The sequence below is a fragment of the Caloramator proteoclasticus DSM 10124 genome (assembly GCF_900129265.1).
Taxonomy (GTDB): Bacteria; Bacillota; Clostridia; order Clostridiales; family Caloramatoraceae; genus Thermobrachium; species Thermobrachium proteoclasticum.
This window is the reverse complement of record NZ_FQVG01000014.1, coordinates 1-14,061: the sequence shown is the minus strand read 5'-3', so window position 1 is coordinate 14,061 and position 14,061 is coordinate 1. Positions and strand designations below refer to the sequence as shown.

14 protein-coding genes and 2 tRNA genes are annotated in these 14,061 nt (G+C 34.1%); 14 read left to right on the top strand and 2 right to left on the bottom strand.

All coding sequences use genetic code 11. From position 1 onward, the window contains the following. The first annotated feature begins 16 nt into the window (after window positions 1–16). The 8 genes from gatC (at window position 17) to BUB63_RS04895 (ending at window position 9,252) form a co-directional block, all read left to right on the top strand. Window positions 17–304 carry an Asp-tRNA(Asn)/Glu-tRNA(Gln) amidotransferase subunit GatC gene (gene gatC, locus BUB63_RS04930; RefSeq protein WP_073248175.1) on the top strand — a complete coding sequence of 96 codons (288 nt, stop codon included), beginning with the start codon at window positions 17–19 and terminating at the stop codon, window positions 302–304. An 11-nt stretch (window positions 305–315) separates the two neighbouring features. Continuing rightward, window positions 316–1,767, top strand: a complete 1,452-nt coding sequence (gene gatA / locus BUB63_RS04925) for an Asp-tRNA(Asn)/Glu-tRNA(Gln) amidotransferase subunit GatA (protein WP_073248173.1) — start codon at window positions 316–318, stop codon at window positions 1,765–1,767. Window positions 1,768–1,781: 14 nt separating this feature from the next. After that, on the top strand, window positions 1,782–3,209 hold the full coding sequence (gene gatB, locus BUB63_RS04920; protein WP_073248171.1) for an Asp-tRNA(Asn)/Glu-tRNA(Gln) amidotransferase subunit GatB: 1,428 nt from the start codon (window positions 1,782–1,784) through the stop codon (window positions 3,207–3,209). A 448-nt stretch (window positions 3,210–3,657) separates the two neighbouring features. After that, the gene (locus BUB63_RS04915) at window positions 3,658–4,578 is read left to right on the top strand and encodes an ABC transporter permease (RefSeq protein ID WP_073248169.1); all 921 of its coding nucleotides are present in this window, start codon (window positions 3,658–3,660) and stop codon (window positions 4,576–4,578) included. A gap of 12 nt (window positions 4,579–4,590) precedes the next feature. Next, window positions 4,591–5,529, top strand: a complete 939-nt coding sequence (locus BUB63_RS04910) for an ABC transporter permease (RefSeq protein WP_198011947.1) — start codon at window positions 4,591–4,593, stop codon at window positions 5,527–5,529. Window positions 5,530–5,544: 15 nt separating this feature from the next. Further along, window positions 5,545–6,555, top strand: a complete 1,011-nt coding sequence (locus BUB63_RS04905) for an ABC transporter ATP-binding protein (protein ID WP_073248167.1) — start codon at window positions 5,545–5,547, stop codon at window positions 6,553–6,555. Continuing rightward, window positions 6,555–7,526, top strand: a complete 972-nt coding sequence (locus BUB63_RS04900; RefSeq protein WP_073248165.1) for an ABC transporter ATP-binding protein — start codon at window positions 6,555–6,557, stop codon at window positions 7,524–7,526. Before BUB63_RS04905 ends, BUB63_RS04900 begins: the two co-directional genes overlap by 1 nt. Before the next feature lie 73 nt (window positions 7,527–7,599). Beyond that, on the top strand, window positions 7,600–9,252 hold the full coding sequence (locus BUB63_RS04895; RefSeq protein WP_073248163.1) for a peptide ABC transporter substrate-binding protein: 1,653 nt from the start codon (window positions 7,600–7,602) through the stop codon (window positions 9,250–9,252). A gap of 27 nt (window positions 9,253–9,279) precedes the next feature. Here the strand turns inward: BUB63_RS04895 and BUB63_RS04890 are convergent, their stop codons facing one another. Together BUB63_RS04890 and BUB63_RS04885 are read right to left on the bottom strand one after the other, a co-directional pair. Then, entirely contained in the window at window positions 9,280–9,429 is a 150-nt protein-coding gene (locus BUB63_RS04890) for a hydroxymyristoyl-ACP dehydratase (RefSeq protein WP_073248161.1), read from the bottom strand. A gap of 45 nt (window positions 9,430–9,474) precedes the next feature. Next, entirely contained in the window at window positions 9,475–10,848 is a 1,374-nt protein-coding gene (locus BUB63_RS04885) for a hypothetical protein (protein WP_073248159.1), read from the bottom strand. 136 nt (window positions 10,849–10,984) lie between these two features. On the opposite strand from BUB63_RS04885, the gene BUB63_RS04880 reads away from it, so the two are divergent. The 6 genes from BUB63_RS04880 (at window position 10,985) to BUB63_RS04855 (ending at window position 14,042) form a co-directional block, all read left to right on the top strand. Beyond that, window positions 10,985–11,980 (top strand): AIR synthase family protein, encoded by a 996-nt coding sequence (locus BUB63_RS04880; RefSeq protein ID WP_073248158.1) that lies wholly within the window; start codon window positions 10,985–10,987, stop codon window positions 11,978–11,980. Then, window positions 11,977–12,762, top strand: a complete 786-nt coding sequence (gene rph, locus BUB63_RS04875) for a ribonuclease PH (protein WP_073248156.1) — start codon at window positions 11,977–11,979, stop codon at window positions 12,760–12,762. The genes BUB63_RS04880 and rph overlap by 4 nt, the downstream gene beginning before the upstream one ends. Beyond that, window positions 12,728–13,330, top strand: coding sequence for an XTP/dITP diphosphatase (locus BUB63_RS04870; RefSeq protein ID WP_073248154.1), 603 nt, complete (start codon window positions 12,728–12,730; stop codon window positions 13,328–13,330). Before rph ends, BUB63_RS04870 begins: the two co-directional genes overlap by 35 nt. 12 nt (window positions 13,331–13,342) lie before the next feature. Beyond that, entirely contained in the window at window positions 13,343–13,825 is a 483-nt protein-coding gene (locus BUB63_RS04865) for a metallophosphoesterase (RefSeq protein WP_073248152.1), read from the top strand. Window positions 13,826–13,889: 64 nt separating this feature from the next. Beyond that, a tRNA-Pro gene (locus tag BUB63_RS04860) sits at window positions 13,890–13,965 on the top strand. A 3-nt stretch (window positions 13,966–13,968) separates the two neighbouring features. Next, a tRNA-Gly gene (locus tag BUB63_RS04855) sits at window positions 13,969–14,042 on the top strand. The last annotated feature ends 19 nt before the right edge of the window (window positions 14,043–14,061 follow it).

The window sequence follows — 14,061 nt, the reverse complement described above, 5'->3', positions numbered from 1 at the left end:
AAGGGAAGGTGTTTATATGTTAGTTACTATTCGCGATGTAGAATACGTTGCAAAGCTTGCAAGACTTGAGTTTACAGAAGAACAAAAGCAAAGGTTTACAGAGGATTTAAATGGTATTTTAAACTATGTTGAGATGCTAAACGAGGTTGATACAGAAAATGTAGAAATAAGCATAGGTGCCTACAGAGTAGAAAATGCATTAAGGGAGGATGTAGTTAAGGATTCCTTCAATAGAGATTCTCTACTTAAAAACGCACCAGATTCTCAAGATGGATTTGTTAAAGTACCAAAGGTTATTGAATAGGAGGGATATAGGTGCATACTAAAACACTTCACGAAATAAGAGAACTTATAAATAAAGGTGAGGTAAGTTGTGTAGAGCTTACCAAAAATACATTAGACAGAATAAGTAGCGTAGATGATAAGATAGGTGCATATCTTCAAATAGATGAAGAGGGTGCATTAAATAAGGCAAGGGAAGTAGATGAAAAGATAAGAAGGGGAGAAGAAGTTTCCTTCCTTGCAGGTATTCCAATGGCTATAAAGGACAATATATGTGTAGAAGGTCTAAAGACTACCTGTGCTTCAAAGATGCTACAAAACTTTGTATCACCCTATGATGCACACGTTACAAAGCTTTTAAAACAAAATGATGCTGTTATTTTAGGAAAGCTTAATATGGATGAATTTGCTATGGGTTCTTCTTCAGAAAACTCAGCCTTTAAGAAGGTAAGAAATCCATATGATTTAGAAAGAGTTCCTGGTGGTTCATCAGGTGGTTCTGCAGCAGCTGTTGCAGCTGGAGAGGCCTACTATACTTTAGGTTCAGATACAGGTGGTTCAATAAGACAGCCTGCTTCCTTATGCGGTGTTGTAGGTTTAAAACCAACCTATGGAAGAATATCAAGATATGGTCTTGTTGCCTTTGCTTCATCCCTTGACCAAATAGGACCATTTACAAAGGATGTTGAGGACTGTGCTCACGTTCTAAAGGCGATTGCAGGATATGATGAGATGGATTCAACAAGTGCAAAGAGGGAAGTTGAGGATTATACAAAATATTTAAATCAAGATATAAAGGGATTAAGGATAGGTATACCAAAGGAATGTTTCGCAGAAGGATTAAATGAAGATGTAAGAAGAGAAATAGAAAATGCAATCGAAGTTTTAAGAAGGCTTGGGGCAGAAATTAAAGAAATAAGCCTACCAATGTCAAAGTATGCCCTTGCAGTTTACTATATTCTTGCAAGTTCAGAGGCAAGTTCAAATCTTGCAAGATTTGATGGTATAAGATATGGATATCGAGCAAAGGACTTTGAAGATGTTGTCGATCTTTATGTAAAATCAAGAAGCCAAGGTTTTGGAGATGAAGTAAAGAGAAGAATTATGCTTGGTACATATGCACTTTCTGCAGGATATTATGATGCTTACTATAAAAAGGCACTTAAGGTTAGAACTCTAATTATAAACGAATATAAGAGGGCCTTTGAGGATGTTGATGTAATACTTACTCCTACATCACCAACTGTTGCCTTTAAGATTGGAGAAAAATCTAATAATCCACTTGAAATGTATCTATCAGACATCTATACAGTTCCGATAAATATTGCAGGAGTTCCAGCTATTTCAATACCAGCAGGTTTTGTTGGAGGTCTTCCAGTTGGAATGCAGCTTGTTGGAAATTACTTTGATGAGGGAACATTAATTAAGGTAGGCCACGCCTTTGAAAGAGAAACTGAATTTTCAAAGGTTAGACCAAGCATCTAATAGGAGGTGTAAAAATGGAGTTTGAAGCAATAATTGGACTTGAAGTTCACGCTGAACTTTCAACAAAAACAAAGATATATTGCGGTTGTACAACAGAGTTTGGTGGAGAACAAAATACCCACTGTTGTCCTGTATGTATGGGACTTCCAGGTGCCTTACCTGTTTTAAATAAAGAAGTTGTAACTTATGCGATGAAGGCAGGTCTTGCTCTAAACTGTGAAATAAATAAAGAAACATATATGGCAAGAAAAAATTATTTTTATCCTGACTGCCCAAAGAACTATCAAATAACTCAAGACGAAACTCCTCTTTGTAAAAATGGATATATTGAAATTACAACAGAAGAGGGAACAAAAAAAATAGGAATTCAAAGAATACATATTGAGGAGGATGCAGGAAAGGCTCTACATAGAGAAGATGGAACCTATGTTGATTTTAACCGTTCAGGCGTACCTTTAATTGAGATTGTTTCAAAGCCAGATATGAGAACTGCCCAAGAGGCAAAGATGTATTTAGAAAATTTAAAGGCTATACTTCAATATACAGAAGTTTCAGACTGCAAGATGGAGGAAGGTTCACTTAGATGTGATGCCAATGTTTCAGTAAGACCTAAGGGTTCAACTGAATTTGGCGTAAAGACAGAAATAAAAAATATGAACTCCTTTAAAGCGGTAGAAAAGGCAATTGAATATGAAATAAAAAGACAAATAGAAGCTATAAATAGAGGAGAAAAAATAGTACAGGAAACAAGAAGATGGGACGAGGCAAAGGGCGAAACTGTTGTTATGAGAAGTAAAGAAGAGGCCCACGATTATAGATATTTCCCAGAACCAGATATGGTTTATTTAGTTGTTGATGATGAATGGATAAACAATGTTAAAAGTACGCTTCCAGAATTACCAGATAAAAAGAGGGCAAGATATATAAGCGAATATGGCCTTCCAGAGTATGATGCCTCAATACTTACATCATCTAAGGCACTTGCTGCATTTTTTGAAGATACTGTTAAAGAAGGAGCTTCACCAAAGGATGCAAGTAACTGGATTATGGGTGAAGTTTTAAGAACTTTAAACGATAGAGAGATGAGTATAGAGGATATTAAAGTTCAACCTAAACATCTATCAAAGCTAATTGAACTTATAAACAATGGAACAATAACAGGTACAATAGCAAAGAAGGTATTTAAGGATATGTTTGAAACAGGAGACGATCCTGAAAAGATAGTTAATGAAAAGGGAATGGTTCAAATCTCTGATGAAAATGCCATAAGGGATATAGTAAATAAGGTTTTAGATGAAAATCCACAATCAGTTGAAGACTTTAAGAATGGTAAGACAAAGGCTATGGGATTTGTAGTTGGTCAAGTTATGAAGGCATCAAAGGGAAAGGCAAATCCGCAGCTTGTTAATAAGTTAGTGGAAGAAGAATTGCAAAAAAGATAGGGTAAAAACCCTATCTTTTATTTTTATATAAAATTCAGAAAAATAAAAGCAAAAAACATAAAAATTGAAGAAAAAATTAAAATATTAAGAAAAATTAACATTAATTAATATGAAATTATTAAATTATTTAATTTATTAAAAAGAATAAATATGCATTAAAAATATGTAAAAAACTAAAATTTAGTTGCATAAAAATAATTTATGTGCAATAATATCATCTATAAAATATCATAATTTTAACATTTGTAAATAAAACCATAAAAATACAGAAGGATATAATGAAAAAATATAGTATAATAATATTACTAAAAGAAAATTAAATTAATTTTAAATTCAAGTGTCGCAATACACAAAAAATTTTATTGATTTTTTTTAGGTTTTAGTTTAATATTTATTTAAAATCTGTTTAACCTATGAGGGGGAACATTATTTTAAGGAGGAGAGAAGAATGATTAACTACATCATCAAGAGACTGGTTACGAGTGTTATCACACTATTTGTAGTACTTACTGCAACATTCTTTTTAATGCACGCATTGCCAGGTGGACCATTCGACAATGAAAAACCATTGCCACCAAAAATAAAAGCAAATCTTGAGGCAAAGTATGGATTAAATAAGCCTCTATATGAACAATATGTAATGTATCTAAAGAATTTAAGTAGAGGAGATTTAGGCCCTACTTTAAAGTATGAAGGTAGAACAGTTAATGAAATGATAGCATATTCATTCCCGGCTTCTGCAAAGTTAGGAGCAGTTTCAATAATATTTTCATTGATTTTAGGAATTTACTTAGGAGTTGTTGCGGCACTAAACCAAGGTAAATGGCAGGATAGATTAGTTATGGTTATTGCGACACTGGGAGTTACAGTTCCAAGCTTCGTTATAGCAACATTACTTATGTATGTATTTTCAGTTAAATTAAGATTATTACCATCATCAGGCTTTGCAGGACCTAAATATATGATATTACCTGCACTTGCACTTAGTGGTTATTCATTATCCTTTATAGCAAGACTTACTCGTTCAAGCTTACTTGATGTTATAAGACAAGACTATATAAGAACTGCAAAGGCAAAGGGGCTATCAAGAAACGTTGTTATATATAAACACGCCCTAAGAAATGCACTTATACCTGTAGTAACTTATCTTGGACCACTTGTAGCGGGTGTTTTAACAGGTAGCTTCGTTATAGAAAAGATTTTTGCTATACCAGGACTTGGTAGAGAATTTGTAACAAGTATTGGTAACAGAGATTTTATGCTTATTATGGGTACAACAATTTTTTACAGCACCCTTCTTGTAGTATGTAATCTAATAGTAGACTTGCTATATGCTGTGATAGACCCAAGAATTAAATTAGAGGCATAAGGGGTGATATAGATGGATATAAATATGGATATAACTAAGGATATGTTTGAAAGAGTTCCTGAGAGTGAAAAGGATTTAAATACAATTGTAAGACCAAGTGAAACATATTGGCAGGATGCTTGGAGAAGATTAAAACAAAATAAGCTTGCAATGTTTGGTTTATATTTTGTTTTATTCATAACACTTTTAGCAATAGTAGGACCACCACTTGTTAAGATGTTTAGAGGTATAGATTATGCAACACAAAACTACAAATACTCAAACCAACCTCCAAATTCAAAGTTTTGGTTTGGAACAGATATGTTTGGTAGAGATATATTTGTAAGAGTACTTTATGGTGCAAGAATCTCCTTAACAGTTGGCTATGCAGCAAGCGTGCTAAACCTTGTTATTGGAGTTCTATACGGAGGTATATCAGGTTACTTTGGAGGAAAAGTTGACCTTATAATGATGAGAATAGTAGATATACTTTACTCAATTCCAATGATGATATATGTAATTCTACTTATGCTTATATTTAAACCAGGACTTGGAAGTATACTTGTAGCTCTTGCAATAGCATATTGGCTTTCAATGGCAAGAATTGTTAGAGCACAGATTCTTTCATTAAAGCAACAGGAATTTGTACTTGCAGCAAGAACCCTTGGTGCAAGCAACGCAAGAATACTACTTAGACACTTAATACCAAACAGTATGGGACCAATAATAGTAACACTTACGCTATCAGTTCCATCAGCTATATTTACAGAATCCTTCTTAAGTTTTATAGGGCTTGGAGTTTCAGTTCCAAAGGCATCCTGGGGAACATTAGCATCAGAAGCATTGGAAGGATTGCAAGTTTATCCATACCAATTATTGTTCCCAGCACTTGCAATTTCACTTACAATACTTGCCTTTAATTTCCTTGGAGATGGTCTAAGAGACGCTCTGGATCCAAAGATGCGTAAGTAGTTAGGGGGTAACATAATGGAAAGATTGCTTGAAATAAAAAATTTAAGAACTTCATTTTTTACACACGTAGGAGAAGTTCAAGCTGTAAGAGGAGTTAGTTTTCATTTAGATAAAGGTGAAGCTATAGGTATAGTTGGTGAATCAGGTAGTGGTAAGAGTATTACTATGATGTCTGTTATGAGACTTTTAGCAGATAATGGTAAGATAGTGGAAGGAGAAATTCTATTTGAAGGAAGGGACTTAGCAAAACTTCCTGAAAATGAAATGCAAAAGGTTAGAGGAAATGAAATAGGAATGATATTTCAAGATCCAATGACATCATTAAATCCAGTTTTAACAGTTGGCGACCAATTAATGGAACCACTTATAAAACATAAAAAGATGTCAAAGGAAGAAGCATTTAATAGAGCTGTTCATATGTTGGAGCTTGTTGGAATACCAAGCCCAAAGAGCAGAATGAGTCAATATCCACACGAATTTTCAGGTGGTATGAGACAGAGAGTTATGATAGCAATGGCACTTGCCTGTGAACCAAAGCTTCTTATTGCAGACGAACCAACAACAGCTCTTGATGTTACAATACAAGCACAAATTTTGGAATTAATGAAGGATTTAAAACAAAAAATAAATACATCTATTATATTAATAACTCACGACCTTGGAGTTGTTGCAGACCTATGCAGCAGAATAAATGTAATGTATGGTGGACTTATTGCAGAAACAGGTACTACAAGGGATATATTCTATAATCCAAAACACCCATATACTTGGGGACTTTTAAACAGCGTACCAAACCCAAAGAATCTTGTTAAGGAGAGACTTAAACCAATAGATGGTCAACCACCAGATCTTTTAAAACCACCTGCAGGTTGTCCATTTGCACCAAGATGTCAATATGCAATGAGAATTTGTATGACACAAAGGCCTCCTTTATTTGAAATAGGAGAAGGACATAAAGCAGCGTGCTGGTTAAATCATAAGGATGCACCAAAGGTTGAAGCACCTATAAGAAGGGGGGACCTATAATGAATAAGCCTCTTTTAGAGATTAAAAATTTAAAGAAATACTTTCCTATTAAAAAAGGTTTATTTAACAAAACAGCTCACTACCTAAAGGCAGTTGATAATGTTTCCTTTACTATAAATAAGGGAGAAACTTTAGGACTTGTTGGCGAATCAGGCTGTGGAAAGACTACCTGTGGTAGAACAATAATAAAGCTATATGAACCAACAGATGGCCAAATAATTTATGATGGTGTTGATATCGCAAAGTTTAGTGATAAACAAATGTTAGAGTATAGAAAAAAGATGCAGATGATATTCCAAGATCCATATGCTTCTCTTGACCCAAGAATGACAGTTGGTGATATTATTGGAGAGGCAATAGATGTTCATAAGCTTATGGGACCAAAGGAAAGGGAAGAGAGAATACAATATCTGTTAAATAGAGTAGGATTAAACAGCGAACACGCAAGTAGATATCCACACGAATTCTCAGGTGGTCAAAGACAGAGAATTGGTATAGCAAGAGCACTTGCAGTTCAACCAGAGTTTATAATATGTGACGAGCCTATATCAGCACTTGACGTTTCAATTCAAGCACAGGTTGTAAATATGCTTGAGGATTTACAGTCAGATTTAGGACTAACTTACCTATTTATAGCACACGATTTATCGATGGTTAAGCACATATCTAATAGAGTTGGGGTTATGTATCTTGGTAAGTTAGTTGAACTTGCAGACAGTAATGAACTTTATACAAAACCACTACATCCATATACACAAGCATTGCTTTCAGCAATACCAATACCAGACCCAGATGAGTCAGCAAAGAAGAAGAGAATAGTTCTTGAGGGAGAAATCCCATCACCAATAGACCCACCACCTGGATGTAGGTTTAAGAATAGATGTAGATATGCAAAACCAATATGCAGCGAACAAGAACCTGTGTTTAAGGATATGGGTGGAGGACATTTTGTTGCCTGTCATTTATATTAATAATTTCGGCGGCATAAATGCTGCCGAAACATAATAAAATTATATTAAACTATATTAAAGGGGAGGAATTGAGATGTTAAGGAAGAAAGCAGCTAAGTTTTTGACATTAGCATTAACAGCTGTGCTTTCAGTATCACTGTTTGCAGGCTGTGCTAAGTCAGGCAAAGAAGGCGAAAAGAAGGCAGAACAAGTAATTAAGTACAACTTAGGTTCAGAGCCTAAGACACTTGACCCAGCACTAAATAGTGCAGTAGATGGTGCAACTGTAATTGTTAACACATTTGTTGGACTAACAAGACTTGATGCAAAAGACCAACCAGTTCCAGGTGTTGCAGAAAAGTGGGATGTTTCAGCAGATGGAATGACTTATAAGTTCTATTTAAGAAAAGATGTTAAGTGGTCAGATGGAAAGCCAGTTACTGCTAAGGATTTTGAATATGCTTGGAAGAGAGCTCTTGCTCCAGAGACAGCAGCAGAATATGCTTATCAATTATACTACCTAAAGAATGCTGAAGCTTACAATACTGGCAATGGAAAGGCAGAAGATGTAGGAGTTAAGGCACTTGATGATTATACACTTGAAGTAAATCTTGAGTATCCAACACCATATTTCCTATCACTTACTGCATTCCCAACTTATATGCCTGTAAGACAGGATATAGTTGAAAAGGATAAGGAAAAATGGGCAACTAATCCAGAAACATACATAGGAAACGGTCCATTCAAGCTAAAGGAATGGAAAATAAAAGAAGCATTAATTCTTGAAAAGAATCCAAACTATTTTGATGCAGCAAACGTTAAGTTAGATAGAATAGAAATTAGAATGATTGATGACCAAAATACTGCATTAACATCCTTCCAACAAGGAGAATTAGATTTTATTGAATCACCACCAACACAACAAATTCCAACACTATTAAGCCAAGGAGTAGCTAAGAAATATCCATATCTTGGAACATACTTCTATGTAATTAATTTAACTGATAATGCAGATAAGATAGATGCAGCAGCTGCAAAGGCTCTAAAGGATGTTAGAGTAAGAAAGGCATTAACACTTGCAATTGACAGAAAGGCTTTAATTGAGACAGTTACAAAGGCTGGTCAACAACCTGCTACATCATTTGTACCAAGTGGTATAATAATGGCTGATGGAAAGGACTTTAAGAATAAGGATTACTACAAGGCTGAAGGTGATGTACAAGAAGCAAAGAGACTACTTGCTGAAGCTGGATATCCAGATGGAAAGGGATTCCCAAAGATAACTGTTATGTACAATACAAGTGCCGGACATCAAAATATAGCACAAGCAATTCAAGCTATGTGGAAGGAAAATTTAGGAATAGATGTTGAACTTGCTAACCAAGAATGGAAGGTATTCCAATCAACAAGAAATAAGAAGGAGTATCTAATTGCAAGACACGGTTGGATAGGAGACTATAATGATCCAATGACATTACTTGATATGTGGACTTCAAAGAGCGGACAAAATGATGCAGGATATAATAATCCAGAATATGACAAGAAGGTTGATGCTGCAAAGAGAGAATCTGACCCAGTTAAGAGAATTCAATTACTACACGAAGCAGAAGACATTCTTATGAACGATATGCCAATAATTCCATTATACTACTATGTAAACGTTGTGTGTATGAAGGATTATGTAAAGGACGTTCATAAGTCACCACTTGGATTTGTTTACTTTGATAGAGCATATGTTCAAAAGTAATATAAAAGCCCACGTAATGTGGGCTTTTTATTTTTCAGGAGGAGTCTCTTTTCTTGGTGTGTAGTAGGCACAATCAGTACCGTGACCAATTGCGTTTACAATAACGCTGATATGGTTAAGTGTACATTTACCGTTTTTTTCGTGTACGCAATTTGCAGAACAGTTAATATTTGTCATAAATAATCCCCTCCTTAACTTTAGTATGGTTCATATAATTATTTTTTAATCAGAAGGTTTCTCTAAATTTAAAAAGACGTATGAGCTATATAGTGAGTATTGAGTATTAACATATTTAGAAGCCTTTATTTGAATACTGTTTTTAGAGTTTATTCTAAAGCTTTTTAGAAAAACAGGAGGCTTTGTGCTTACCTTCATATTATCAAATATGTCTTCAATTTCATCTGTGATTAGCATATCATTTTGCATAACACCTGATGGCTTTATAACGTTATAATATGTTTTATTTAATCTATTTAGAGAGTCAAAATCTTTATTGATTATATATTGGTAATTAAATAGTTTAAACATTTCTGCAATGTCTCTTATTGAAATGCTTATCTTATTATCATAGTCACGTATATATAAAGCAAGGTCGTTATTATAATAAGAAGAAATATATTTAATTATTTTATTTGAAGCATCTAAGAATTTATCAATACCTGTAGATAAATAACCTTCAAAAAGTGCATTTGCACATCTTAAATTAGTGTAGAAGGAGACAGGCTCGAAATTATTTTCGCCCTTTTCCACTTCGCCGCTTGCCTTAATTCTGTTTATAATTTCATCACATAAAAGAGCAATAAATTCCCTATACATTTCTGTGTTTTCTGATTCTTTATCTAATTTGCTACATTCATATAATATATCTATAAACTGTGATAACTGCCTTGATGGAAGTGATAGTGCAGCTTCTATAGAATCAGAAATAAAATTAAGTATACTATTTAATTCAGCAGGGTATCTCTCAATATTTAAGTCCTTTGCATACTTTTTATATATTTCATCATTATACATTTTATTTAAATATAGTAGGCTGAGGTAAACAAGTATTTGATCTGAAAGCTTATAGTTTGATTTATTAGGTTTGATACTTATTTTTTCGTCGCTATTTTTAGTTTTATTTTTAACATCTATAAAAAGACCAGTTTCATCTCGCATAAAACTAACCAAAAAATCATAAAAAAGGGAGGAGTAATAAATAAGAATTTGAGAAAGATAAGGACGCGAATCTTTATATTTTTCTGCTAATTTAAGCATAGATAAAATAGCATAGCATTGTGCTTCAACCTTTATAACCTTATTGAAACTTGAGATATCCCACATATATATTCCAAAATTGACATATTCATCTGTTGGAGTCATAAAAATTGGTTTTGCCTTTTTATAAATGCATTGAATTGGTATAGCATTGTCGAATAGTTCGTGTAGTTTTCCATCCGAGTGTCTATATATTTTTTCAATTGTTTTGTCATCTTCCTTTATCAAAATACCGGAACCTGACAAAATAATAGTGTTAAGTACATTTATCTCGCTGAATTTTTTTAGTTCAATATATATATTGCTGATTTGTTGTAATAAATTATTATTCTCCTCCATTAATACACCACCAGTTTATATTCTTTAGTAAATATATTATGAATAGTGGACAGGTTAAGTGACTATATTTAAAAAATATTTGTAAATATATATGAATAAAATGTATAATTATAGAAGATAACAAGGAGGGGATATTATGGATATTGGTAAGTTACCAAATGATGTTTTAAAGGAGATTATACTTAATAGATTTGAGATAAAAAATAGGGAGGTTTTAGTAGGACCAAGTTTAGGGGAGGACTGTGCAGCAATAAGCTTTGGAGATGATGTATGTGTTTTAACTACTGACCCAATAACTGCAGCCACAAAAAACATAGGTGAGCTTGCAGTTAACATAAATTTAAATGATATTGCATCATCTGGAACAAAACCATTAGGTGTTTTAATAACAATGCTAATACCACCAACAGAATCAATAGAAAATATAAAAAGAATTGTTGAAGAAATAAATGAAACCTGCATAAGACACGGTGTAGATGTTTTGGGGGGACATACAGAGGTTACAGACGCTGTAAATAGAATTGTAATTTCTGTTACTGCAATTGGAAAGGGTAAAAAGGATAGATTTGTTAAAACAGGTGGAGCAGAAGTAGGTGATGATGTAGTTTTAACAGGATATGCAGGACTTGAGGGAACAAGTATATTGGCCCACGAATATGAACAGTATTTAAAAAATAAATTAGATGGTGATATAATTGAAGGAGCTAAAAAATTACTTAAGGATATAAGTGTAGTTAAAGTAGCAGAAGTTGCAGTAGAATATGGCGTGACAGCAATGCACGACGTTACAGAGGGCGGCGTATTAGGTGCTATTTGGGAGATAGCGGAGGCGTCAAATAAGGGAATTTATATTATAAAGGAGAATATTCCTATACTTGAGGAGACTAAAAAAATATGTGAAATATTTAATATAGATCCGTATAGGCTGATTTCAAGTGGTAGTATGGTAATAACCTGTAAAGACGGGGTAGGCCTTTGTACAAAACTTAAAGAGAAGGGTATTAATGCAGAGGTTGTAGGGAAAATTATTGAATATGATAGAATATTAGAATCAAATAATATAATTGAAAAGCTTACACAGCCATATTTGGATGAGATTTATAAAGCTTCAGTTAAGGAGGATAATATATGAGAGTAGACGGAAGAGAGTATAATCAAATGAGGGAAATAAAGATAACAAGAAACTATACTAAATACGCAGAGGGCTCTGTATTAGTTGAGTTTGGAGATACAAAGGTTATATGTACCGCTTCCTTTGAGGATAAGGTTCCACCATTTTTAAAGGGAACAGGAGAAGGATGGATTACTTGTGAATATGGTATGCTTCCAAGGTCAACACAAACCCGTAAACCAAGGGAGTCAAGCAAAGGCAAATTAGATGGAAGAACTGTTGAAATTCAAAGACTTATAGGAAGGGCTTTGCGTTCCGTAGTAGACCTTAAGGCAATCGGAGAAAGAACAATATGGATAGATTGCGATGTTATACAGGCAGATGGAGGTACAAGAACAGCTTCAATAACTGGTGCCTTTATTGCACTTGTTGATGCTGTAAATAAACTTGATAAGGAAGTAAATTTTGAAGTTTATCCAATTAAAAACTATGTTGCAGCAATAAGCGTTGGTATAGTGGACGATATACCTATGATAGATTTATGCTACTTAGAAGATTCAAGTGCAAAGGTTGATATGAATGTTGTTATGACAGATAAGAACGAGTACATAGAAATTCAGGGGACAGGAGAAGATAGACCATTTTCAAAGGAGGAACTTACAAAGTTATTAGAACTTGCAGAGGCAGGACTTAATGAAATTTTTATGTTACAAAAGAAGGTATTAGGTGAAGATGGTATTAGAGTAGGAGAGAGAAGGGAGACTGAAGATGAGGTTAATAGTAGCGAGCAACAACAATCATAAGGTTAAGGAAATTAAGGACATACTAAAGCCACTTGGATTAGAAATTGTATCATTAAAGGATGCGGGAATTGACGTTGAAGTTGTAGAGGATGGGAAAACCTTTGAGGAAAATGCATATAAGAAGGCAAAGACAATACACGATTTAACAGGGGAGGCAGTGCTTGCAGATGATTCAGGCCTTGAGGTATATGCATTAGATAATGCTCCTGGTGTATATTCTGCAAGGTTTGCGGGTGAAGAATGTAATTATGACAAGAATAATGAAAAATTATTAAAGTTGTTAGAAGATGTGGACGATAAAGATAGAGGTGCAAGATTTGTTTGTACAATGATTCTTATAACAAAAGATGGAGAAGTAATAAAATCAGTAGGTACCGTTGAGGGAGTTATCTCAAGGTATAAAAGAGGAAATAATGGCTTTGGATATGATCCGCTGTTTATAGTTCCTGAGATAAATAAAACCTTTGCAGAACTTTCAGAGGAAGAAAAAAATAAGATTAGTCATAGAGCAAGGGCATTAGATAATTTAAAGGAGCTTTTAGAAGATTATTTTGCAAATAGGTCATAGGGGGGAAATATTTTGAAGATTGCAGTGGTCAGTGATTCTCACGGAAATTTATACTCCCTTGATAGAGCTTTAAGTAAGATAGGGGAGTTTGATATGATAGTTCATCTTGGGGATCATTTTAATGATATTATTAAGGTCAATGAGAAATATAAAAAACCAATAGAATATATATGTGGTAACAACGATTATGGTAAGGATGTGAAATATGAAAAGATAATAGAATTGTGTGGTAAGAAAATATTATTGGTACACGGCCACCGATATGATGTTTATTATAATATATTAAAGCTTTATTTAAAGGCTCTTGAGGAAAAGGTGGATATTGTTTTATATGGACATACCCACGTACAAAGGATAGACAGAGAAGGAGATGTTTTATTTGTAAATCCAGGAAGCACATCAAGACCAAGGGATGGTATGCCAGGTGCAGCAGTCCTTAATATTAGTGAAGATGGAGAAGTAGAGGTTAATACCTTAAGATTTACGATAGAGTAAAAAAATAACATAAAAAAGGGTATTGACGAATTTATTTTTATGTATTATACTTTATTATGTCAGTCGGGGTGTGGCGCAGATGGGAGCGCGCGTGGTTTGGGACCATGAGGTCGCAGGTTCAATCCCTGTCACCCCGACCACTTGCGGGTGTAGCTCAATGGTAGAGTCCCAGCCTTCCAAGCTGGTTGTGTGGGTTCGATTCCCATCACCCGCTCCAAGATATGCGCCTTTAGCTC

Excerpts from the sequence above, each read along its gene's own strand:
- rph (WP_073248156.1), top strand. The coding sequence starts at position 11,977 with ATGAGAGTAGACGGAAGAGAGTATAATCAAATGAGGGAAATAAAGATA.
- BUB63_RS04900 (WP_073248165.1), top strand. The coding sequence starts at position 6,555 with ATGAATAAGCCTCTTTTAGAGATTAAAAATTTAAAGAAATACTTTCCT.
- BUB63_RS04905 (WP_073248167.1), top strand. The coding sequence starts at position 5,545 with ATGGAAAGATTGCTTGAAATAAAAAATTTAAGAACTTCATTTTTTACA.
- BUB63_RS04910 (WP_198011947.1), top strand. The coding sequence starts at position 4,591 with ATGGATATAAATATGGATATAACTAAGGATATGTTTGAAAGAGTTCCT.
- BUB63_RS04880 (WP_073248158.1), top strand. The coding sequence starts at position 10,985 with ATGGATATTGGTAAGTTACCAAATGATGTTTTAAAGGAGATTATACTT.
- BUB63_RS04885 (WP_073248159.1), bottom strand. The coding sequence starts at position 10,848 with ATGGAGGAGAATAATAATTTATTACAACAAATCAGCAATATATATATT.
- gatC (WP_073248175.1), top strand. The coding sequence starts at position 17 with ATGTTAGTTACTATTCGCGATGTAGAATACGTTGCAAAGCTTGCAAGA.
- BUB63_RS04870 (WP_073248154.1), top strand. The coding sequence starts at position 12,728 with ATGAGGTTAATAGTAGCGAGCAACAACAATCATAAGGTTAAGGAAATT.
- BUB63_RS04915 (WP_073248169.1), top strand. The coding sequence starts at position 3,658 with ATGATTAACTACATCATCAAGAGACTGGTTACGAGTGTTATCACACTA.
- BUB63_RS04890 (WP_073248161.1), bottom strand. The coding sequence starts at position 9,429 with ATGACAAATATTAACTGTTCTGCAAATTGCGTACACGAAAAAAACGGT.
- gatB (WP_073248171.1), top strand. The coding sequence starts at position 1,782 with ATGGAGTTTGAAGCAATAATTGGACTTGAAGTTCACGCTGAACTTTCA.
- BUB63_RS04895 (WP_073248163.1), top strand. The coding sequence starts at position 7,600 with ATGTTAAGGAAGAAAGCAGCTAAGTTTTTGACATTAGCATTAACAGCT.